Here is a 20,971-nt window from a genome sequence, read left to right as displayed (position 1 = left end):
GCGTGAAAGCGCGATTAGCTGATGCCGAGCCCACTGATCGCGACGATTTTTTCGGGGTCAAAGCCACCCAACTCAGCAAAGTGCTTGCCACGTGCCACGTAATCTTTGTAGGCACCAAAACTGGGAGCGCCGGGTGAAAGCAGCATGACACCCTCACCCGCCAAGGCCTTGCTGGCCAGCGTCGTGGCTTGCGGAAGATCATGCGCCGACAGCAGGGAGAACCCAGCTTCGCGGGCGATCGGTTCCAACAAATCATGGATACGCGGGCCATTGGCACCCATGGTCACGATCACATGTGGCGCGCGATAGCGCATCGCGTTGGCAAATTCCGTCCAGTCCAGGCCACGATCATGGCCACCCACCAACAGCGCGACCTTGCGGCCAGCGAAAACATCCAGAGCAGCGAGGGATGCATGCGGCGTGGTGCTGATCGAATCATTGATCCAGGTGATGCCGCTGTGCGTGCCGAGCGTCTGCAAACGATTGGGCAGTGGCTGGAAGCTCTCCGCGTGGTGCGCCAACCCGATGGCGTCCAAGCCCAACATTTCAAGTGCCAACAAGACACCGCATAAATTGCCACGGTTGTGCATACCCGGCAATGGAAGCTCGCGCGTATCCAGGACGCGTACATCACCCCGATGAATAATGTCGCCGCGCAGGTGCCAACCTCCACCAAAGTTGAACCAACGCACGCGCGAGTCCGGCAATCTCAATTGCGACAACACACGATCGCCCGCATTGAGAGCGGCCAGTGTGGGGCGCGCCTGGGTGAACAGTGACAACTTGTCATCCACATAACGCTGCTGACTGCCATGCCAGTCCAGATGCTCTGGATAAATATTGGTGGCCAGGGCAAAGCTGGGACGCACACCGCTCTCAGCGACATCGCGCGTCTGATAGCTGGACAACTCGATAACCCATTCATCGGCATCGGCATCAAGCAGGTCGAGCATCGGCAGCCCGATGTTGCCAGCCAGCGCTGTTCGCCGTCCGGCCGCGCGCAACATGTGGGCCAGCAACGCACTCGTGGTGCTCTTGCCCTTGGTGCCGGTGACGCACAAGGTACGGGCGTTCTCACCGCGCTCACCAAACCAAAGACTAGTGCCCCCGATGAAGCGGGTGCCACGCTCTGCCGCGATGCGCACGATTTCGCCGTAAGGACTGATGCCGGGAGACTTCACCACCACATCGAATGCGGCCAGACGTTCGGCTGTCACGAAGGTGTCGAATGACAACAACGGATCCGCCAACTTGCGTGCATCGTCAAATTCTTCTGACGAGCAAAAAATCGTCAACGCCTGCGATGGCAACCGCTTGCGCAACGCTTGATAGGCGGCGCGACCTTCCCGGCCCCACCCCCACAGTGCTACATGACGGCCTTCAAGCTGCGAAATGCGCACGCAAGCGTTCCCACAAATCGGAGGGGATGCGGTGCTCGTCATCGATGACCATCAGCGCATCGATCGAAAGATCCGATGTTTCGAGTTGTGGTGCAACTTCGCGGGTGAAGCGCCTCACCACCACATCTTCCTGCCACTCAGGACGCGCCGCCAATGCTGCCATCGCAGCGCGCGACTCACGCCCCTCGCCCACGCATTCGAACGGTTTATGGTCACGAAATTCCAGCAACGCATCGAAGCCCGGCACCTGGCTTTCCTCGTCCAGCAGGTTGCGGCCAAAGATTCCCACCAGCCGTGGTTTAGGCATGAAGGGCGCCAGCGCCAGGAACACGAAGTGGCACTTCGGGCATACGCCGCACCAACGATTCACCGGCCGCTCGCCGAGGATGTGGAAGTTGCGATTGCAACTGGAGAAGTGCGCGTCGTAATGCGTGGTCTTGGTGAATTGGCGCGCAACCGCCAATTCGCTCATCGGGCGCAGCAACGAGTAGTAGTGCAGGTCTTTGGCGATGCGCTGTTCAACGTACTCACCGAAATCACGCTCGAAGGCCCAGCCCTTCGACCACTGGTGATTCACTTCGCCGGTGCCTTCGATCAGGCTGCCGTAGCTTGCCGAGCGCTCGTTCGAAAACACCACTTGATCTGCATCGACCAACAAGGCTGCCAGCACCATAATCGCGGAATTAATCGCCGTGACCGGTATGTGGCCGTTCCAAGCCCCCTGCCTGTTGTACTCGAACAATTCCGGTGCCAGTTGGCGCTGGATGTTGAGCGTCGGCAGGCCCGTACGTTCGGCGCAGGCACGGATCAATTGCGAGCCACCGATCCAGGTCACTGTTTGTGCGACATCCACGCCACGCAACGCCTCGATCGACACCAATGAATCCTTGCCGCCACCGATCGCAGTGAGCGCATGTCGCTTCAGCCCCACAGTAGGCGCATCGGCAACCGCTGCATCAGCATGCGGGAAGCGAATGTGGTTATCGAGATTCAAACCATTGCGATAGGCGAACTCGCCCAGGCCATGGCGATAGATCTCAACCAGCAATGCAGCCGTATCGCGATCCAGCGTGGCGTAATCCACCTGAATATCCTTCGGCACCGCCGCCTTGTAATAACTGACCCCCGCGATCAAATGCAGCAAGGTCAAAGCCGCGTCGACTGCAGTTCTACGTGTTTTATCCAGGGCAAACGGCGCACCGGGAATGGTGACTGTCTCGACCAATTCAGGGCCATCATCGAATGCATAGACCAGACGCGCGACGCCCGTTTCGGCATCGAATTCACGGCGCACAAAACGGAATGCCTTGATCGCATCGCGATTGAAATTTACATCACTCATTCCAGCACTTCCTCCTCGGGTAGTGCGCGTAAATTGTAGAAACTGGCCATGCTGTAGCCATAAGCGCCGGCATCCGCAATCAGCATCACGTCACCTTCGGCAGTCGTCGCAGGCAAGCCGCGTGCATGGCCGAACACGTCGCTGCTCTCACAAATGGGGCCCACCACGTCGAAATCAATCTCGGCGGTGTCGCTCAAACGGGACAGGTTGCGGATGTCGTGCCAGGCGTCATACAACGCAGGCCTGATTAGCGTATTCATGCCGGCATCCAAGCCCACACGGCGTACGCCATCCTTCTCCACCACTTGCGTAGCGGTAGCCAACAGCACACCACATTGCGCTACCAGAAAGCGGCCAGGCTCGATGGCGATTGCATAACGTGGGAACGCTGCCTTCACTTCTTCCAGTGCATTGGACCAACCGGCTAAGTCAAATTCACCGTCATCGGGCAGGTAAGGAATCGGCAGGCCACCGCCAATATCGAGTGTCTGCACAGTGCCGATACCGTCGGCCAAGGTTGCAAGTTCTGCGTGCACGCCTGCCCAGTGCGCGGGCGATTCGATGCCGCTGCCGAGGTGCGCATGCAAGCCCACCACGCGCACATCGATGGCGCGCGCGGCGGCGAGAAAATCATCCAGTCGCGACAAAGGCAGGCCGAACTTTGACTCAGCACCGCCCGTGACTACCTTGGCGTGATGGCCATCACCGCGCCCCAAATCGATGCGCAACCAGATACTGCGTCCGCGGAAGACATCCGGCCAGTTCTGCAGCGCCTCGAGGTTATCCAAGGTGATCTGCACCCCTCGCGCGAGCACGGCTTCGTATTCGCCACGAGGTGCAAAACTAGGCGTGAACAACAAACGCTCCGGATCAATGCCGGGCACAGCCTCGAATACACGTTCGACTTCCGCTCCGGACACGCACTCCAGGCCAAAACCCAGCGCATGCAATTCCTGCAGCAAGCGTGGGTGCGAATTGGCCTTGATCGCGAAGTAGCGCCGATCAACCGCCTTGATGTCATTGAGCTTGGCCGCCTGCGCACGCAGCGTGGGCAAGTGATAGACATAACGTGGCGTGCCTAGCTTGGCACGTTCAAGCAAGATGTCTTGGCGGGTACGCCACCATTTTTCGACAGGCATGGGTTCCTCCTCGCAGATGCCGCGCCAGCTGGGGCCGAATACACCTGCTTCACGCACCGGCATCGCACCGCTGCGAATGAGTTCCGCGTGCAGGCTAGGAATCAAGCCGTCCGCATCAACTTCATCGACCACAAAAGTCAGATTGAGGTCGTTCGACGATTGCGAAATCAAATGCACGCGCTCCTGCCCGAAGGTAGCCCATACACCCGATAACTTGTGCAGCATCGAACGCATACCGCGGCCGACCAAGGTGATGGCCGCGCAAGGCGCGATTACTTTCACCCGGCACACCTGCGCCAGGTCTTCGGACAAGCGCGAAAGCACATCGGTGTTCATCAGGTTTTCGCTGGGGTCCAACGAAACAGTGACGTTGGTCTCCGACGAGCCGATCAAGTCGACCGACAGGCCATGGCGGCGGAAGCGGTCGAACACATCGGCCAAGAAGCCGACCTGCTGCCACATCCCGATCGATTCCATCGACACCAGCACGATGCCGTTGCGACGGCTAATCGCCTTGACGCCGGGCACTGTGGTTGCGCTCGCATCGATGCGCGTGCCTGCCAAATCCAACCGTTCGGTGTCGAGAATGGCCATCGGCACGCGCGCATCACGACAAGGGCCTATCGAGCGCGGATGCAGCACTTTCGCACCGGTGGTGGCGATTTCCTGCGCCTCGGCGTAATCCAGCCGCGCCAGCAATCGCGCATCCGGCACCTCGCGCGGGTTGGCGCTGAACATGCCGGGCACGTCGGTCCATATCTCGACGCGCGCGGCATCGAGCAAGGCGCCGAAGTAAGCCGCCGAAGTATCCGAACCGCCGCGACCGAGGATCGCCGTGCCGCCGTCCTCATGTCGCGCGATGAACCCCTGGGTAATCAACAGGCGGTTGGGTTGCGCATCAAATCCTTCGCGCCACGCATCGTCACTGCTGCGATGACAGTTGACCGACAGGCGCCGCGCCCAATCACTCTGGTTAGGCATGTCGATGGCGGAAAGCCAGTCGCGCGCATCGCACCAGCCGAAATCATGTCCTTGCGCGGCAAGATAGGCGGCGCCGATCGTGGAAGACAACAACTCCCCCTGCGACAAGACTTCGGCCTGCCAATCGTAGGGGCGATGCGATGCGCGATCGTCATTGATGAGCGCGTGAAGATCAGCCAAGCGTGCCCCGAGAACTGCTTCATCGTCCAGCTGCAACTCGCGGACAAAGGCGCGATGACGCTGTTCCAGTGCAGCGACACGGGTTGATGCATTCGCATCGCCTTGCGCAATCGCCTGCAATTCATTGGTGACGCCCGACAACGCGGAAACGACCACGAGCACGCGTGCCTCGCGGGCACGGTCGGCGCTTATGCGTCCGATGTTGTCCCAACGGGCGCGGGAGGAAACGCTGGTGCCGCCAAACTTCAGCACCACCCAGGGGTCGACGTTGGGGGAGGACGACATAGAATATTCGCAGGCCAGAACTGCTGGCGGAAACGACATTCTAATGACAGAACCCACCCGCCGCCTGCGCCCTTATTTGCAGGCCGATGTGTTTGCCGACCGCGCTGGTGCTGGCAACCCCCTCGCCGTCGTGCTGGATGCCGAAGGCTTGTCCGATGAGGACATGCAGGCGATCGCGCGCTGGACGCGGCTGCCGGAGACGACTTTCGTCCTGCCTGCTTTGGATGAAAGCAGCAGCTATCGCCTGCGCATGTTCAGCCCGCGCCGTGAAGTGCCCTTCGCCGGTCACCCCAGCGTAGGCACCGCGCATGCGGTGCTGGAGGCTGGCCTGGCCACACCTTGTGACGGATTTTTGGTCCAGGACGGCATCGCAGGCAAGCTGCCACTGCGGGTTGACGGTGAAGGCGCGACGCGCACGATTGCGGTTCGCACGCCTCCATCGAAGTTGCTGGAAACGGCATCCCCTGACGACCCGCGCCTGAAAGACGCCCTCGCCGGCTTGCCGCTGGGTGAATTGCCGCCAGTCTTGATGGAAGGTGGTCGCCGCTGGTGGCTGGTGGAAATGGCGGATGAAGCTTCGCTTCGCAGCGCGACGCCCAACTGGCCGGCGATCAGCGCGTTGGCAGAGGCCACCGGCAGCATGGGCGTGTGCGTGTTCGCGCGCAGCGATGATCCGGTGTATTACCTCGCCGTTCGCGCCTGGGTCGGCGCACCGGCGGCATTCGAAGACGCCGCATCGGGCGCGGCCAACGCCACTTTGGCTGCATGGCTCGCTTTGCGCGATGCACTGCCTGGCGATGGCGGGTTCTATCGCATCAGCCAGGGCCGTGAAGTCGGCCACGACGCCATCATCGAACTCACCGTCGATGAAAATGGCGATGTGTGGTCGGGTGGTCGGGTCACCAGTGTCGTGCGAGGCGAACTGGATTGGTCTTGAGGCGATTCGAAGCCCCATCAACCACTCAACAAGAAGGGCGCCATGGGCGCCCTTCTTTATTTACGTCACGTCGCAAATGATCACTGCGGGGTGACATCCACCCGGATGCGCACGCGCTGACCGGGGTCGTAATTCACCCGCGAGGTGTAACGACGGCCGTTGTATTCGTAGGTGACGTCATATGCGTCCTGCGCATTGCCATAGCGGGCATTGTTGTAACCACCACTGGTCGGCACCGGGTCGCATACCGTCACCTGGCCTTGTTGGCGCTGGCGTTGGGTCTGGTCATAGATGCTGCCGCCGACCTGGCCGCCAACCATCGAGCCGATGGCTGAGGTCGCATAACGGGCTGATCCGCCGCCCACCTGGCTACCCAGTACTGCACCGACCACGCCACCTACCACCGTCGCGACGGTACGGCCGGTCTGCGAGCCGCCATAGCCGCGGTTGCCGTAGCCATCATTCCCATATCCATTCGGATAGGACGAATTGCCGTAGCGATCCACGTAGCCATCGTTGCGGGTATAGCAACGCTGACCTTGCGGGCCAACACTGCTCGACCCATAGCCGTTATTGGCTGCATAGCCTCCACCCGGCACGCGCACAACGTTGATCACGCGGGCGTAGTCGTACTGTGCGTTCTGCGTATAGCCGTTGTCGTACGCCGGATACGTACCTTGGTTGTACTGCGACTGGCCGGCCAAGGACAGGCTCTGCGCAGAGGCAGTGCCGACTGTAGCGGCCATGCCAAGGGCCATCAGGGAAAGGGACAGATACTTCATGACTCGACGCTCCCCCGCCAAGGATTGGGCGGACGTCCCTACCTTGCGGATAAGCAGCTAAAGGCGTGCTGAATTCGGCTTCCGGAGGCCTGGTCTGTTGCCGCACATTCACCCAGCCATGTTGGGATTCGCATGGCCAGCGTACCGGGCGTATGCTGGAACCACATCACCGCCATGACCGCCCGCCGAGCGCTTCGCTCGAGGGTCGCGCTCCGAGTCGCGGACGACCATGACGTCCCAGTCACCTCGCACCAAAGGAGACGGACGCATGTCCTACAGCACTGAAACACTCCGCAACATCGCCCTCGCGGGCCATCCTGGCGCCGGCAAAACAAGTCTGTTCGAAGCCCTGCTGCATGCCGGCGGCACCGTACAGACGGCAGGCAGCATCGAACGCGGCACCACGGTGTCCGACTTCGATCCCATCGAAAAAGAACGCGGCCATTCCATCGATTGCGCTATCGCCAGCACCGACCACGCAGGCATCCACCTCAATTTGATCGACACGCCCGGTTATCCGGAATTCCGTGGCCGGGCCCTGTCCGCACTCGCCGCGGTCGAGACCATGGTGGTGGTGGTCGATGCGGACTCCGGCGTCGAACATGGCACACGTCGGATGATGGATCACGCCAAGTCACGTGGGCTATGCCGGGTGATCGCGGTGAACAAGATCGATCACGCCAGCGGCACTGATCTTGCGAATCTGATGGAGTCGCTGCGGGAGACCTTCGGGCCCGAAGTCCTGCCGCTCAATTTGCCGGCGGAAGACGGCAGCCAGGTAATCGATTGTTTCGGCAACAGCGAAGGCGATAGTGATCTTGGCCCCGTCGCGCAATGGCACCAGCGCATCCTGGACCAGGTCGTCGAGGTCAACGAAAACGTGATGGACAGGTATCTGGACCTGGGCGAAGACGGCCTGTCGGGCGAGGAGCTGCACGATGCCTTCGAGCAATGCCTGCGCGAAGGGCATCTGGTGCCGGTGTGCTTCGTCTCTGCACGCAGCGGCACGGGCGTCCGCGAATTACTCGACATCGCCGAACACCTTTTTCCGAATCCTGCCGAAGCCAATCCCCCCGAATTCATCAAAGGCCAGGGGGATGCGGCATCCGCACTCCATCCCACTCCCGATCCCAATGCGCATGTCATCGCGGACGTGTTCAAGATCGTGCACGACCCGTTCGTGGGCAAGCTGGCGATTTTTCGTGTCTACCAAGGCACCCTCAGACCGGACAGCCAGTTGTTTATCGATGACGGGCGCAAACCGTTCAAGGTGGGTCATCTGTACAAGATGAAGGGGAAGGAGCACGTCGAAGTGATGCAGGCGATTCCCGGTGACATCGCGGCCATCGCCAAGAACGACGAGCTGCATTTCGATGCGGTGTTGCACGATTCACGCGACGAAGACCACATCCACCTGAAGCCCCTCGACTTCCCCAAGCCGATGTTCGGCCTGGCTGTCGAGCCCGCCAGCAAGGGGCAGGAGCAGAAGCTCGCCAACGCGCTGGCCAAGCTCGCCGAAGAAGATCCGGCCTTTGCCGTCGAGCACAACGACGAGACCCACGAGACGGTGATTCGCGGCCTGTCCGACCTGCACCTTCGCCTGCAATTGCAGCGTCTGAAGGACCGTTTCAGCGTGGATGTCACGACCCGGCCGCCGCGCATCGCCTATCGCGAGACCGTACGTCAACAGGCCGAGGGGCATCATCGCCACAAGAAGCAAACCGGCGGCGCGGGACAATTCGGTGAGGTATTCCTGCGTGTCGAACCCCTGCCCCGCGGCAACGGCTTCGAATTCGTTGATGCCGTGAAAGGCGGCGTCATCCCCGGACAATTCTTGCCAGCCGTGGAGAAAGGCGTGCGCCAGGTGATGGCCGCGGGCGCAGTGGCGGGCTACCCGATGCAGGACGTGCGCGTCACCGTTTATGACGGCAAGCACCATGCTGTCGACAGCAAGGAGGTCGCCTTCGTCGCAGCGGGAAAACGTGCTTTCCTGGATGCGATTTCCAAAGCCGACGCCCAGGTACTCGAGCCCATCGTGGAGCTGGAAGTGAGTGCACCGGAAGCGCATATGGGCGATATCAGTGGCGGCCTTGCCAGCAAGCGCGCACGCATCCATGGCACCGACAGCACGCGTGGCGGAGAGATCGTGGTCAAGGCTCAGGTGCCGCTGTCCGAGCTGGATGGCTACGCCGCGGAGTTGAAATCGGCCACCGCAGGACGCGGTCGTTATGCCCTGGACTTCAGCCATTACGAGCCCGTGCCCCCCCAAGTGCAGCAGCGCTTGGTCGAGTCATGGCACCCCCACCACGAGGAAGACTGATGCCCGCCGCTTGTCGGCGCGCACGAAAAAACCGCAAAAAACCGCTTGAAAACTCTTGGCGGCGCGCTTTTATTGCAATACATTGAGCTGCCGGTAACGACCGCGCATCATTCCATTCGACGAGGAACTCGAAACCCATGGCCACGAAGAAAGCCGCCAAGAAGCCTGCCAAGGCGCCCGCGAAAGCCGCTGCTAAAGCTGCTCCCAAGGCGATGAAGCCGATCAAGGACGCGTTGAGCAAGTCCGCGCTGGTCGCCCACATCTCCGAGTACACCAGCATCGCTGCCAAGGACGTGCGTAGCGTCATTGCCGCGCTGGAAAGCACCGTGCATGCTTCCGTGAGCAAGAAGGGCGCTGGCTCCTTCACCATGCCGGGCCTGTTCAAGATCACCGCTGTTGAAGTCCCGGCACGTCCGGCGCGCAAGGGCATCAACCCGTTCACCAAGGAACAGGTCACCTTCAAGGCTCGCCCGAAGTCGGTGAAGGTCAAAGTCCGTCCGCTGAAGAAGCTGAAAGACGCCGCTGTCTGATGGACCCGCGCGGCAACGCGCGATGATCAGATGATCCGGTTCGAAGCCGGAACCCTTGCGGGTTCCGGCTTTTTTCATGTCTTTCGATAGGACAGAGTCAGATCGCTTCACCGTCAGCGCACAAGTCTTGGGCAGGATGATGCGACATCAATGGATAGCCTCATGCCGCGCAAACCCTCTCCACTCGTATCCCTTGCACGCTGGGCAGCCGCGTTGCTGGTGCTGGCATTGGCCGCTCATTGGGCGTGGCACAAGCCTTGGGCGCAGGCCAGCGTCGAGGCTTGGCGGTTGTCACGAATGCCCTCCCCCACGGCGTTGCCCGTTCCAGTCGAGGGTATACGTGCCAGCCGCATCGCCGACACCTGGGGTGGTGCGCGCAGCGGCGGACGCAAACATCAAGGCGTGGATATCTTCGCCAAGCGCGGCACGCCGGTTCTCAGCGCCACCCGTGGCGTGGTGAGCAGCGTCAACGACTACGGTATCGGCGGAAAACACGTCTGGGTGATTGGCCCCGGTGGCGAGCGCCACTACTACGCGCACCTGGATGGCTTCGCGCCAGGCATCGCCCGCTTCGACTTGGTCGAAGCCGGAGGACTACTGGGTTTCGTCGGCGACACCGGCAATGCACGCGGTACACCGCCGCATCTGCATTACGGGATCTATGCGATGTCGGGCGCGTACAACCCGTGGCCGTTGTTGCAGGCGGGCGCGAAGCAAGCGCCTGGCTCTCAGCCTGGACGCTGACCTGAATCACGATACGCGCAGAACATTCTTCTTGCGTTGGCCTCGCCCGGGTTAGCATCGCGACTTGGCCCGGGAGAAACCCATGGACAAGCGTTTTTGGTTTTGCGGCGTGGTAATGAGCATCGCCGCCATGGTGCTCGACTTCATCATCCACGGCCTGCTGTTGCAGGCGGATTACGCTGCGCTGGTGCCCTCGGGCTTTGTGCGCGGCCCTGAAGCGGGCGCAAGCTACCTGCCGTGGATGCTTCTGGCGCACGTGGGGATCGGCTTTGGCCTGACCGCGCTATATCGCGCCTTCCACCCCTCACCCACCAGTGATGTTCGGCAAGGCCTGCGCTTCGGTGCGCTGATGGCCTTGGCCGCAACCATCCCCGGCTACCTCATCTATTTCGCAGTGCAGCCGTGGCCGGCATCGCTGGTGCTGAAGCAGATCGCCTATTCAACGGTGGCGATGTTGCTGCTGGGGCTGTTGCTGGCTTGGCTGCAACCACGTCGCCGCGTACTTTGATCAAAGGATGATGTCTTGAAGATGCTTCGTTTTTCCTTTGTCATGCTCTTTGCCGCCAGCCTGATGCTTGCCGCTTGCGGCGGTAGCGATGGCAAGTCGGGAACCGCGGCGGGTGCAGATGGCGATACCTCCGTGTTACCTGCGCCCGCAGCACAAGGCGGCTCGATCACCGGCATGCCGGATCCGCGCGAAGTCAGCAATCCGCATGCCGCGGAAGCCAGCATCGAACCCGAAACCTTGCCGGACCCCATGGCAGAGCCCGATGTGGTCGCCGACACCGCGCAGACCAGCAACGAGCCCGGCGCAGATGCTGCCGTGCGCGTGATCCGCGACTACTACGCCGCCATCAACCTGCGAAACCACACAGCGGCCTATGCGTTGTGGCGCGGCGAGGGCCAGGCCAGCGGCGTAAGTGCGGAGCAATTCGCGCAGGATTTCGCCACCACCAGCGGCGTCTCGGTGGAAATAGGTGAGCCCGGCCCTATCGATGCCGGCGCGGGACAACGCCATATCGAAGTCCCGGTGTCACTGGTCGTGCGCAACACCGATGGCAGCGAGCAACGCTATCGCGGTGAATATGTTCTGCAACGCACCGTGGCCGATGGGGCCAGCGAAGACCAGAAGGCTTGGCGCATTGCTTCGGCGCAGCTGTCCGCTGCGCCCTGAGCATTCAATCAGCAGTTCGGCAGGCGCCCCGAATCACTTCTTTTTCTTCGGCTTGCGCTTGGGCTGCAACATGGTGCCCGTGCACTTGGGCGATCCGCAGCGACATCCCCACAATTTCTTCAACGCAGGCGTGTGCGGCTCGTCCAGCACGATGCCGTAGTTGTAAGAGAGCTCTTCGCCCGGCTTGATGTCGCGGATGGCCTCGATATACACCTTGTCCTTGTGCGATTTGCCATTGGTGTTTTCTTCCAGCACGGCTTCGGCATTGGGCTCGCAGCTGGTGTTGATCCAGCGTGCGATGTTGCCGTCCACGTTCGCATCGATGACATAGTCATCATTCAGCGTGAACAGGAAGGTGTGCCCGTCTTCGTCGACATCGCCGTATTCGGCATCCACTTCCTCGTGGGTGCGTAGCTTGCCCTTGTAGCGAACGATGCGCTCACCCTTGGCGATGGGTTCAATGGCGAACACGCCGTTGCCGTGAATATTGGACTGGCGACGCTCGATCTTGTGCTTGCTGGTCTTGGCCATGCTGGTTTCCTTGCGGGGCCGCCATTGTGACCCATCACACCCTCCCCTTGCCGCCCATTGAGGCACGCCCTGCAAATCAGTACAATAACGGTACTGATTAGATCTTGATCGCCACCGGCCAGCCAACGCCACGCCGCCATGCTTCGCGTCACCAAACTCACTGATTACGCCACGCTCGTCATGACCGTGCTCGCCGCCGCACCCGATGCGGTGTTAAGTGCGGCCGAATTGGCAGAGCGCGCCGGCATCGAACTGCCCACCGCCGCCAAGGTGCTTAAACCGCTGGCGCAGGCCGGCTTGGTCGACGGCTTCCGCGGCGCCAATGGCGGCTATCGTCTGGCCCGCGATGCGCGTGATGTGTCGTTAGCCGACATCGTCGAAGCGATGGAGGGCCCGCTGGCGATGACCGAATGCAGCATCCACGAAGGCCAGTGCGGGATCGAAGATTCCTGCAACGTGCGCAGCAATTGGCAGCGCGTCAATGACGTGATCGCCAAGGCCCTGCGCGAGATCAGCTTGCATGACATGGCGCATGGGGATGTCGCATCGTCCTCCAGCAAGCGCATTCCCGTCCGCCTGGCCGTCGCCTGAGGCATGACCATGAACACACAGACCCCCCTCGCCGAAGCACCGCAGCAGAACGCCGACATCCACGCGCGACTCGGTCGCACGTATGACGCCGGTTTCGTCACCGAGATCGAAAGCGACAGCCTGCCGCCAGGCCTCAACGAAGACATCATCCGTGCGCTTTCCGCCAAGAAGGACGAGCCCGAGTGGATGACCGAATGGCGCCTCGCTGCATATCGCCATTGGCTGACCATGCCGATGCCCGAATGGGCGAAGCTCGACATCGCGCCAATCGATTTCCAGGCACTCTCTTATTACAGCGCACCGAAAGCGAAGTACAACTCGCTTGACGAAGTGCCGCAGGAGCTGCTGGATACCTACGACAAGCTGGGCGTGCCGCTGCACGAGCGCGCCAAGCTGGCCGGCGTCGCGGTGGATGCGGTGTTCGATTCGGTCTCGGTCGGCACCACCTTCCGCAAGGAACTGGCCGAGAAGGGCATCATTTTTTGCTCGATGTCGGAAGCCATCAAGGAACACCCGGAACTGGTGAAGCAATACCTCGGTAGCGTGGTGCCGGTTGGTGACAACTATTTCGCCGCGCTCAACTCCGCCGTGTTCTCCGATGGCAGCTTCGTCTTCATCCCCAAGGGCGTGCGTAGCCCAATGGAGCTCTCCACCTACTTCCGCATCAACGCCGGGCATACCGGCCAGTTCGAGCGCACGCTGATCATCTGCGAAGACAAGGGCTACGTCTCTTATCTCGAAGGTTGTACGGCGCCCATGCGCGACGAAAACCAATTGCACGCTGCCGTGGTCGAGCTGGTCACGCTGGAAGATGCCGAGATCAAGTACTCCACGGTGCAGAACTGGTACCCGGGCGATGAGAACGGCGTTGGCGGCATCTACAACTTCGTGACCAAACGCGCCGAATGCCGTGGTGCACGCAGCAAGGTGGTGTGGACGCAAGTCGAGACCGGCAGCGCCGTCACCTGGAAGTATCCCAGCTGCGTGTTGCTGGGCGATGACAGCGTCGGCGAGTTCCACTCCGTCGCATTGACCCATCACCGCCAGCAAGCCGACACCGGCACCAAGATGATTCACGTCGGCAAGCGCACCAAGTCGAAGATCGTTTCGAAAGGTATCAGCGCGGGACGCGGGCAAAACACGTATCGCGGATTGGTAAAGGTCGAGCGCGGTGCCGAAGACGCGCGCAACCACACGCAGTGTGACAGCTTGCTGATCGGCAAGAAATGCGGCGCGCATACCTTCCCCTATATCGAGGTGAAGCGCAGCGATGCGACCGTCGAACACGAGGCCACGACCAGCAAGATCAGCGACGACCAGCTGTTCTACTGCCGCTCGCGAGGCATTCGCGAGGAAGACGCCGTGTCGATGATCGTCGACGGCTTCTGCAAACAGGTTTTCCGCGAATTGCCGATGGAATTCGCAGTGGAAGCGAAAAAATTGCTGGAAGTCTCGCTGGAAGGTGCGGTCGGCTGATTGTCTGCCTCACGCTCAAATTATTCGGAAATCAATATGCTCAAGATCGACAACCTCCACGTGCGCGCCGGTGAGCGCGACATCCTAAAGGGCCTTTCGCTGACCGTGAAGCCGGGCGAAGTGCACGCCATCATGGGGCCGAATGGCGCGGGAAAATCCACGCTGGGCAACGTGCTGGCGGGCCGTGATGGCTACGACATCACCGAAGGCACCGTGAGCTTCGACGGCAAGGACCTGTTGACGCAGGAGCCGGAGGAACGCGCTGCGGACGGCGTGTTCCTCGCCTTCCAGTACCCGGTCGAAATTCCGGGCGTGAACAACACCTACTTTCTGCGCAGCGCACTCAACGCGCAGCGCAAGGCGCGTGGCGAGGCGGAGCTCGATTCCGTGCAGTTCCTGAAACTGGTGCGCGAAAAGATCAAGGTGCTGCACTTGCCGGACACGCTGCTCAATCGCGGCGTAAACGAAGGTTTTTCGGGTGGCGAGAAGAAGCGCAACGAGATCTTCCAGCTCGCGGTGCTGGAGCCTAAGCTGGCGATCCTCGATGAAACCGACTCCGGCCTCGACATCGATGCGCTCAAAGCCGTCGCAGATGGCGTCAACGCGTTGCGTTCGCCCGATCGCGCGTTCCTGGTCATCACCCACTACCAGCGCCTGCTCGATTACATCAAGCCGGACGTGGTGCACGTGCTGGCCGATGGCCGCATCGTCGAAAGCGGTGGCCCGGAACTCGCGCTCAAGCTGGAAGAACACGGCTACGCCTGGGTGCAGGATCGCATTGCCCCCGAGGCTGCGTGACATGAGCGCCTTGCTTGACTCTCTCCTCGCCGGCCACGACGACGCGGGATCCCGCGCGATCCTCGACGCCGGCTTGCCCGGCCCGCGCTCGGAGGCGTGGAAGTACACGCCGTTGCGCGCATTCGAGCGTCGCGCATTTGCGCCGGCATCATGCGTGAAAGCCGATGCCGAATGGATCACAGGCATCCCCGCGCCTCGCATCGTTTTCGTGAACGGGCAATTTGATGTCGCGTTGTCGGACATCGATGCCTTGCCGGCCGGCCTCGACCTCACACTTGGCCACGATCGCGATGCCTCGGTCGAAATCGACACGGAGACGAACGCCTGGCAGCCCGCAGGCGATGACGTGTTCGCCAACCTCAACACGAAACTGGCCAAGGACGGCGCGCATATCGAGGCCAGTGCCGTCATCGACAGGCCGTTACATCTGGTCACGCTCAACCTTGCCGACGGCGAAGATCGCGCCATCCATCTGCATCACTCGATCTCACTTGCGCCCAACGCCGCACTGACACTGGTCGAGCACCAGTTGGGCAATGACCAAGCCAACCTAGACAACAGCCGCCTCCGGATCACGCTCGGTGAACGCGCACAGCTCAAACAGCTACGCGTCCAAGATGACGGCGCACGCGCCACGCGCTTCCTGCGCACGGACGCGACGCTGGCCACCAAGGCCAACTACGACCGACTGGATCTTGAGTTAGGCGCTTCGCTTTCCCGTCACGAACTCAACATCACGCTCCAAGGCGAATCCGCCCGCGTGCATTCAGGCGGCATATTGATGGCGCACGGCAAGCGCCACCTCGACACCCGCCTCGGCATCGTGCATGCCGCAGCCAACACCAAAACCGAATTGCCATGGCGTGGTTTGGCCGATGGCCGTGCACGCGCGGTGTTCCATGGCGGAATTCGCATCGATGCAGGCGCCGATGGCAGCCAGGCCAATCTGCAGAATCGCAATCTATTGTTGTCCGATAACGCCGAAATCGATACCCAACCGGTCTTGGTGATCCATGCCGACGAAGTGCAGGCCGCCCACGGTGCCACCGTCGGCCAACTGGATGCGACGTCGCTGTTCTATTTGCGCTCGCGCGGCATCCCGGAAGACGAAGCCCGTCGCATTCTGACAGTGGCGTTTTGCCGCGAGGTGCTGGCGATGGTGGATGACGCTTCGCTTCGCGCGTCGCTGGAATCGCGCATCGATCAATCCCTTGCGCGCATGCAGCCAGAATGAACATCAACAACATCAACTGGTCGCAAGTCCGCGCCGACTTCCCGCTGCTCACCCGCGAGGTCCACGGCAAGCCGCTGGTGTATCTGGATTCGGCCAATACCAGCCAGAAACCTGTTGCCGTGATCGACGTCGTGGACGATTTCTATCGTCGCCACAATGCCAACGTCAGCCGCGCCGTCCACCAGTTGGGGGCCGAGGCGACCGAGCAATACGAAGCATCGCGCAAATCGCTTTCCCGCTTCCTCAACGTGCGTGCGGACGAGCTAGTGCTGACCAGCGGGACGACGTTCGCGATCAACCTGGTCGCTTATTCGTGGGCGCTGCCGCGACTGCAGGTGGGCGATGTCATCCTGCTCTCGCGGATGGAGCATCACGCCAACATCGTGCCGTGGCAATTGATCGCCGAGCGTACCGGCGCCACGATCCGCGTCGCTGAGCTGCTGCCGGATGGCAGCCTCGACATGGATGGCCTGTGGGCTGCCATGACGCCCGAGGTCAAGCTGCTCGGCCTGACCCATGTCAGCAACGTGCTCGGCACTGTCAATCCGGTGCGCGAGATCTGCAAGGAGGCACGCAAGCGCGGCATCACTACCCTGATCGATGGCTCGCAGGCTGCGCCGCATATGCAGGTCGATATCGCTTCGATCGGTTGTGACTTTTATGTCGCCACCGGCCACAAATTGTGTGGTCCGACCGGCACTGGCCTGCTATGGGCGCGACGCGAACTGCTGCAATCCATGCCACCTTTCATCGGCGGTGGCGAGATGATCAAGGAAGTGCGCTTCGACGGCACCGTGTTCAACAACCCGCCGCACAAGTTCGAGGCCGGCACCCCGAATATTGCGGGCTTCGTCGGCCTGGGCGCGGCGGTGAACTATTTGTCCGACATCGGCATGGACCACATCCATGCGCGCGAAGCCGAACTGCTGGCACACGCGACCGAGTCACTTTCCAGCTTCGACGGCCTGCGCATCTACGGAACCGCGCCCGGCAAGGCCGCCATCATTTCTTTCCTGATCGACGGCACCCACGCGCATGACGTCGCCACCCTCCTCGATCTGGAAGGCGTGGCCGTGCGCTCCGGCCAGCATTGCGCACACCCGCTGCTGCAATCGCTGGGGGTAGGTGCCACCTGCCGCGCGTCGCTGGCGTTCTACAACACGCACGAGGATGTCGATGCCTTTGTCCTTGCATTGCACAAGGTGAGGAAGCTCCTCGCATGAACCTGACTTACCGTCATGCCACGCCAGCCGACATCCCCATGCTGGTCGATCTCGTCACGTCCGCCTATCGCGGTGATGCGAGCCGCGCCGGCTGGACCACCGAAGCCGATTTGCTCGATGGCCTGCGCATCGATGCCGAACGCATCGCCGCCGACATCGAGCGCCCTCAAAGCGTGATCTTGCTGGGCGAATCTGATGGCGATGTCGTCGCCTGCGCCCATGTGGCCGTTGAAGATGGCGCAGGCTACTTCGGCATGTTCTCGGTGCGCCCGAATCTGCAAGGCCACGGCATCGGCAAATTGATGCTGACTGAAGCCGAGCGCATCGCCCGCGATGAGCTACAGCAATCCGCGATGCGCATGACCGTGATCGACGTGCGTGACGAGCTCATCGATTACTACGCACGTCGTGGCTATCAACGTACCGGCATCCACAAGCCCTTCCCTTATGGTGATGATCGCTTCGGCATCCCCAAGCGCCCGGATCTGCGCTTTGAAGTACTGGAGAAGTCGCTGTGAGCGATGACCTGCGCGACTGGGAATTTGTCTGCACCGAAGCGGAACTGCTGCCTGGCGAAAAGAAAACCGTATGGCACGGCGACACCCCGATCCTGGTCGTGAACTTGGATGGCGACTATTACGCCGTTGAAGACCAGTGCACGCACGAAGACTTCGAGCTTTCCGCCGGCCCCGTGGACCAGGAAACCGGGCTAATCGAGTGCGTGTTCCACGGCGCCAAGTTTGACCTGCGTACCGGCGCCGCCACCTGTCCGCCCGCATACACGCCAGTCGCCACATTCCCCGTGAAAGTGGTGGATGGCGCTCTCTGGACGCGCGATAACCGCTGAACTCAAGCAGCAGACGCACACCACCTGCTAGCACATACACCTGACCACCATGGGTTTGGTTGGTCAGTTAGGCGGCATCGGCCGTATGGGCAGCCCCAATACGGGCTCAGCTAGATCAAATAGATCCTGATCCCACCTCTATGGATGAAGCATGTGCCTTGGTCGGCACGGCGCGCTAAGGCTTTGTGAAATTTATTGTCAATAAGAATCATTCTTATTATCATTGGCGCAATGGTGCTGCTTGGCACTTTGACCATCATCAAGAGACCCCCCATGAACCTCACGCATCGTCCGGCCATTCGCCCGTTGGCGGCCGCCCTCATCGTGGCCTTGTCTAGCCCGGCTTTCGCCGCGGATGAAGTATCTGCCGACCCCGTCCAGCTTGACCGTGTTGTCGTGAAAGGCAGTCGTTACCTGCCCGCCTACCAAGCACTCGATACTCGTAGCGCGACCAAGACGGACACCCAGCTCGTCGATGTGCCGCAATCAGCCACCATCATCACTGAAGAGTTGATGCGCGACCAGGCCATGACCGGCCTGCCTGAAGTGCTGCGCTATGTCCCCGGTGCAGGCGTCGCCCAAGGCGAGGGAAATCGCGACACCGTGGTGATGCGCGGCAACAGCAGCACGGCGGATTTTTTTGTCGATGGCGCACGTGACGATGTGCAATACATTCGTGACATCTACAACATCGAGCGCGTAGAAGCGCTGAAGGGCCCGAATGCGCTGATCTTCGGTCGCGGCGGCTCAGGCGGCGTGATCAATCGCGTGACCAAGCAGGCCGATGGCCGCGAAGGCGGTGCGGTTGGCATCCAGATCGGAAACTGGAACCGCAAGCGTGGCACCGTTGACTGGAGCACCAAGATGGGCGAACGCGCCGCGTTCCGCATCAATGGCATGGTCGAGGACTCCGAGAGCTACCGTGATGGCTTTGAGCTGAAGCGCCATGGCATCAACCCGGTGCTCCGTTTCAATCTTGGCCAGAACACCCGACTCGATCTCTCCTACGAGCATTTCCGCGATGAGCGCACCGCCGATCGCGGCGTGCCTTCACTCAATGGCCGCCCATACAAAACGGATCCTTCGACGTTCTTCGGCAGCCCGGACCTCAGCCCGGTCGAAGCACGCGTCAATGCGTTCGACGCAACGCTCGTGCATGTATTCGGCAATGGCGTGGAGCTGCGCAATCACTTCCGCTGGGCCGATTACGACAAGTTCTACCAGAACGTGTTCACTAACGGCCTGGTCACCGCTACCGATGGCTCGCTACAAGCCACGCTAGCGGCCTACAACCAGCAGACGAATCGCCGCAACTGGTTCAACCAATCCGATTTCGTTTTCGATTTCGCAACCGGTAGCGTGCGCCACACTTTGCTTGCAGGTGCGGAATTTGGCCGCCAGGACACCGACAACCTGCGCATGAACGGCGCCTTCCAGGGCAGCAACCGCGTGCCGGTATCGAACCCGATCTACACGGGCAATGTGGTGTTCACACCGAACCGGCAGAACGAGAGCCAGGCCGATATCGCCGCTATCTATGTACAGGACCAAATCGCCTTCTCCGATAACTGGATGGCGGTAGTTGGCGTGCGTTACGACCGCTTCAACATCGACATGACCGACCTCACCACGGCTGCGCGCTTCAGCAGCCGGGATTCGATGTGGTCGCCACGCGCAGGCCTGATCTACAAACCACGCCAGGACATGTCGTTCTACGCCAGCTACAGCATGACCTTCCAGCCTCGTGCGGGTGAGCAGCTTGCATCGCTCTCTAGCAGCACCGAATCGCTTGAGCCCGAGAAGTTCATCAACAAGGAACTGGGCTGGAAATGGGACATGAACAACCGACTATCGCTGACGATCGCGGCCTACCAGCTGGACCGACAGAACGTCGCAGTCACCGATCCCGCCGACATCACCCGCATGATCCTCGTCGATGGTCAGCGAGCACGTGGCGTGGAGGCCGGCATCGCCGGCCGTATCACCGAGCGCTGGCAGGTCATGGGCGGCTATGCATGGCAGACCGGTGAAATCCTCGCCACTCAGTCGGCCAACGCGCCGGTCGGCAATCGTTTGGCTCAGTTGCCGAAACATTCGGCATCGCTATGGAATCGCTTCGACCTGACACCGAAGTTTGGTGTCGGCGTCGGCGCCATCTATCGCGGCAGCTTCTACGCCTCCTCTGATAACACCGTCACCGTGCCAGGCTTTACTCGTTTCGATGGCGCGCTGTTTTGGGATGTCAACGAACAAGTTCAGCTGCAACTCAATATCGAGAACTTGTTGGACAAGGAGTATTACTCCTCTGCACACAGCAATCAGAACATCACGCCTGGCGCGCCACGCGGGGCGATGCTGAGTGCACGCTTCAGCTTCTGATAGAACAGAATCGGGGCGGCGTCGAATGCCGCCCTGATTCAAATTATTTAGCCGAAGCTTTGCGGATCATTTAAGGCA

The 20,971-nt window shown here is 61.1% G+C and carries 19 protein-coding genes; 14 read left to right on the top strand and 5 right to left on the bottom strand.

The genetic code is table 11. From position 1 onward, the window contains the following. Window positions 1–14: 14 nt before the first annotated feature. From murD to BW989_RS01405, 3 genes are read right to left on the bottom strand one after another with little or no spacing between them, the layout of a single operon-like run. Window positions 15–1,400: a UDP-N-acetylmuramoyl-L-alanine--D-glutamate ligase gene (gene murD, locus BW989_RS01415; protein ID WP_076584720.1), complete on the bottom strand. Its 1,386-nt coding sequence runs from the start codon at window positions 1,398–1,400 to the stop codon at window positions 15–17. Continuing rightward, window positions 1,381–2,742 carry a UDP-N-acetyl-alpha-D-muramoyl-L-alanyl-L-glutamate epimerase gene (murL, locus tag BW989_RS01410; RefSeq protein WP_076584719.1) on the bottom strand — a complete coding sequence of 454 codons (1,362 nt, stop codon included), beginning with the start codon at window positions 2,740–2,742 and terminating at the stop codon, window positions 1,381–1,383. Before murL ends, murD begins: the two co-directional genes overlap by 20 nt. Then, window positions 2,739–5,327, bottom strand: coding sequence for a bifunctional aspartate kinase/diaminopimelate decarboxylase (locus BW989_RS01405; protein WP_076584718.1), 2,589 nt, complete (start codon window positions 5,325–5,327; stop codon window positions 2,739–2,741). Before BW989_RS01405 ends, murL begins: the two co-directional genes overlap by 4 nt. A gap of 43 nt (window positions 5,328–5,370) precedes the next feature. On the opposite strand from BW989_RS01405, the gene BW989_RS01400 reads away from it, so the two are divergent. After that, entirely contained in the window at window positions 5,371–6,264 is an 894-nt protein-coding gene (locus BW989_RS01400) for a PhzF family phenazine biosynthesis protein (protein WP_076584717.1), read from the top strand. Window positions 6,265–6,344: 80 nt separating this feature from the next. On the opposite strand, the gene BW989_RS01395 is transcribed toward BW989_RS01400, so the two are convergent. Beyond that, entirely contained in the window at window positions 6,345–7,046 is a 702-nt protein-coding gene (locus BW989_RS01395) for a glycine zipper 2TM domain-containing protein (RefSeq protein ID WP_076584716.1), read from the bottom strand. Between the two features lie 268 nt (window positions 7,047–7,314). Here BW989_RS01395 and fusA point away from each other — a divergent pair, with 268 nt between their 5' ends. The 5 genes from fusA (at window position 7,315) to BW989_RS01370 (ending at window position 11,814) form a co-directional block, all read left to right on the top strand. Beyond that, on the top strand, window positions 7,315–9,366 hold the full coding sequence (fusA, locus tag BW989_RS01390) for an elongation factor G (RefSeq protein ID WP_076584715.1): 2,052 nt from the start codon (window positions 7,315–7,317) through the stop codon (window positions 9,364–9,366). A gap of 137 nt (window positions 9,367–9,503) precedes the next feature. Next, window positions 9,504–9,896, top strand: coding sequence for an HU family DNA-binding protein (locus tag BW989_RS01385; RefSeq protein WP_076584714.1), 393 nt, complete (start codon window positions 9,504–9,506; stop codon window positions 9,894–9,896). Window positions 9,897–10,058: 162 nt separating this feature from the next. Then, a complete protein-coding gene (locus BW989_RS01380; protein ID WP_076584713.1) occupies window positions 10,059–10,640 on the top strand; it encodes a M23 family metallopeptidase in 582 nt (193 codons plus the stop codon). Between the two features lie 82 nt (window positions 10,641–10,722). Then, on the top strand, window positions 10,723–11,148 hold the full coding sequence (locus tag BW989_RS01375) for a hypothetical protein (protein ID WP_076584712.1): 426 nt from the start codon (window positions 10,723–10,725) through the stop codon (window positions 11,146–11,148). 15 nt (window positions 11,149–11,163) lie between these two features. Further along, window positions 11,164–11,814 carry a hypothetical protein gene (locus tag BW989_RS01370; RefSeq protein WP_129582779.1) on the top strand — a complete coding sequence of 217 codons (651 nt, stop codon included), beginning with the start codon at window positions 11,164–11,166 and terminating at the stop codon, window positions 11,812–11,814. A 33-nt stretch (window positions 11,815–11,847) separates the two neighbouring features. On the opposite strand, the gene BW989_RS01365 is transcribed toward BW989_RS01370, so the two are convergent. After that, the gene (locus BW989_RS01365; RefSeq protein ID WP_076584710.1) at window positions 11,848–12,345 is read right to left on the bottom strand and encodes an SET domain-containing protein; all 498 of its coding nucleotides are present in this window, start codon (window positions 12,343–12,345) and stop codon (window positions 11,848–11,850) included. 138 nt (window positions 12,346–12,483) lie between these two features. Here BW989_RS01365 and BW989_RS01360 point away from each other — a divergent pair, with 138 nt between their 5' ends. From BW989_RS01360 to BW989_RS01325, 8 genes are all read left to right on the top strand, one after another. Continuing rightward, complete coding sequence (locus tag BW989_RS01360) at window positions 12,484–12,936, top strand: SUF system Fe-S cluster assembly regulator (protein ID WP_076584709.1); 453 nt, start codon at window positions 12,484–12,486, stop codon at window positions 12,934–12,936. A gap of 3 nt (window positions 12,937–12,939) precedes the next feature. Then, the gene (sufB, locus tag BW989_RS01355) at window positions 12,940–14,412 is read left to right on the top strand and encodes a Fe-S cluster assembly protein SufB (RefSeq protein WP_076584708.1); all 1,473 of its coding nucleotides are present in this window, start codon (window positions 12,940–12,942) and stop codon (window positions 14,410–14,412) included. Between the two features lie 36 nt (window positions 14,413–14,448). Continuing rightward, complete coding sequence (gene sufC, locus BW989_RS01350; protein WP_076584707.1) at window positions 14,449–15,210, top strand: Fe-S cluster assembly ATPase SufC; 762 nt, start codon at window positions 14,449–14,451, stop codon at window positions 15,208–15,210. A gap of 1 nt (window position 15,211) precedes the next feature. Further along, complete coding sequence (gene sufD, locus BW989_RS01345) at window positions 15,212–16,444, top strand: Fe-S cluster assembly protein SufD (RefSeq protein ID WP_076584706.1); 1,233 nt, start codon at window positions 15,212–15,214, stop codon at window positions 16,442–16,444. Further along, a complete protein-coding gene (locus BW989_RS01340; RefSeq protein ID WP_076584705.1) occupies window positions 16,441–17,667 on the top strand; it encodes a cysteine desulfurase in 1,227 nt (408 codons plus the stop codon). The genes sufD and BW989_RS01340 overlap by 4 nt, the downstream gene beginning before the upstream one ends. Then, window positions 17,664–18,185 carry a GNAT family N-acetyltransferase gene (locus tag BW989_RS01335; RefSeq protein ID WP_076584704.1) on the top strand — a complete coding sequence of 174 codons (522 nt, stop codon included), beginning with the start codon at window positions 17,664–17,666 and terminating at the stop codon, window positions 18,183–18,185. The genes BW989_RS01340 and BW989_RS01335 overlap by 4 nt, the downstream gene beginning before the upstream one ends. Further along, complete coding sequence (locus BW989_RS01330; RefSeq protein ID WP_076584703.1) at window positions 18,182–18,514, top strand: non-heme iron oxygenase ferredoxin subunit; 333 nt, start codon at window positions 18,182–18,184, stop codon at window positions 18,512–18,514. Before BW989_RS01335 ends, BW989_RS01330 begins: the two co-directional genes overlap by 4 nt. A 273-nt stretch (window positions 18,515–18,787) precedes the next feature. Continuing rightward, window positions 18,788–20,893, top strand: a complete 2,106-nt coding sequence (locus BW989_RS01325) for a TonB-dependent receptor (RefSeq protein WP_076584702.1) — start codon at window positions 18,788–18,790, stop codon at window positions 20,891–20,893. Window positions 20,894–20,971: the final 78 nt, after the last annotated feature.

The sequence above is a fragment of the Solilutibacter tolerans genome, from assembly GCF_900155935.1.
Lineage (GTDB): Bacteria > Pseudomonadota > Gammaproteobacteria > Xanthomonadales > Xanthomonadaceae > Solilutibacter > Solilutibacter tolerans.
This window is presented reverse-complemented; position numbering and strand designations above follow the sequence as displayed.

Bases quoted from the DNA above. Each gene is read 5' to 3' on its own strand.
- BW989_RS01380 (WP_076584713.1), top strand. From the start codon at position 10,059: ATGCCGCGCAAACCCTCTCCACTCGTATCCCTTGCACGCTGGGCAGCC.
- BW989_RS01325 (WP_076584702.1), top strand. From the start codon at position 18,788: ATGAACCTCACGCATCGTCCGGCCATTCGCCCGTTGGCGGCCGCCCTC.
- sufB (WP_076584708.1), top strand. From the start codon at position 12,940: ATGACCATGAACACACAGACCCCCCTCGCCGAAGCACCGCAGCAGAAC.
- BW989_RS01360 (WP_076584709.1), top strand. From the start codon at position 12,484: ATGCTTCGCGTCACCAAACTCACTGATTACGCCACGCTCGTCATGACC.
- BW989_RS01400 (WP_076584717.1), top strand. From the start codon at position 5,371: ATGACAGAACCCACCCGCCGCCTGCGCCCTTATTTGCAGGCCGATGTG.
- BW989_RS01335 (WP_076584704.1), top strand. From the start codon at position 17,664: ATGAACCTGACTTACCGTCATGCCACGCCAGCCGACATCCCCATGCTG.
- BW989_RS01395 (WP_076584716.1), bottom strand. From the start codon at position 7,046: ATGAAGTATCTGTCCCTTTCCCTGATGGCCCTTGGCATGGCCGCTACA.
- sufD (WP_076584706.1), top strand. From the start codon at position 15,212: ATGAGCGCCTTGCTTGACTCTCTCCTCGCCGGCCACGACGACGCGGGA.
- BW989_RS01365 (WP_076584710.1), bottom strand. From the start codon at position 12,345: ATGGCCAAGACCAGCAAGCACAAGATCGAGCGTCGCCAGTCCAATATT.
- BW989_RS01340 (WP_076584705.1), top strand. From the start codon at position 16,441: ATGAACATCAACAACATCAACTGGTCGCAAGTCCGCGCCGACTTCCCG.
- BW989_RS01375 (WP_076584712.1), top strand. From the start codon at position 10,723: ATGGACAAGCGTTTTTGGTTTTGCGGCGTGGTAATGAGCATCGCCGCC.
- murL (WP_076584719.1), bottom strand. From the start codon at position 2,742: ATGAGTGATGTAAATTTCAATCGCGATGCGATCAAGGCATTCCGTTTT.
- sufC (WP_076584707.1), top strand. From the start codon at position 14,449: ATGCTCAAGATCGACAACCTCCACGTGCGCGCCGGTGAGCGCGACATC.
- BW989_RS01405 (WP_076584718.1), bottom strand. From the start codon at position 5,327: ATGTCGTCCTCCCCCAACGTCGACCCCTGGGTGGTGCTGAAGTTTGGC.
- fusA (WP_076584715.1), top strand. From the start codon at position 7,315: ATGTCCTACAGCACTGAAACACTCCGCAACATCGCCCTCGCGGGCCAT.
- BW989_RS01385 (WP_076584714.1), top strand. From the start codon at position 9,504: ATGGCCACGAAGAAAGCCGCCAAGAAGCCTGCCAAGGCGCCCGCGAAA.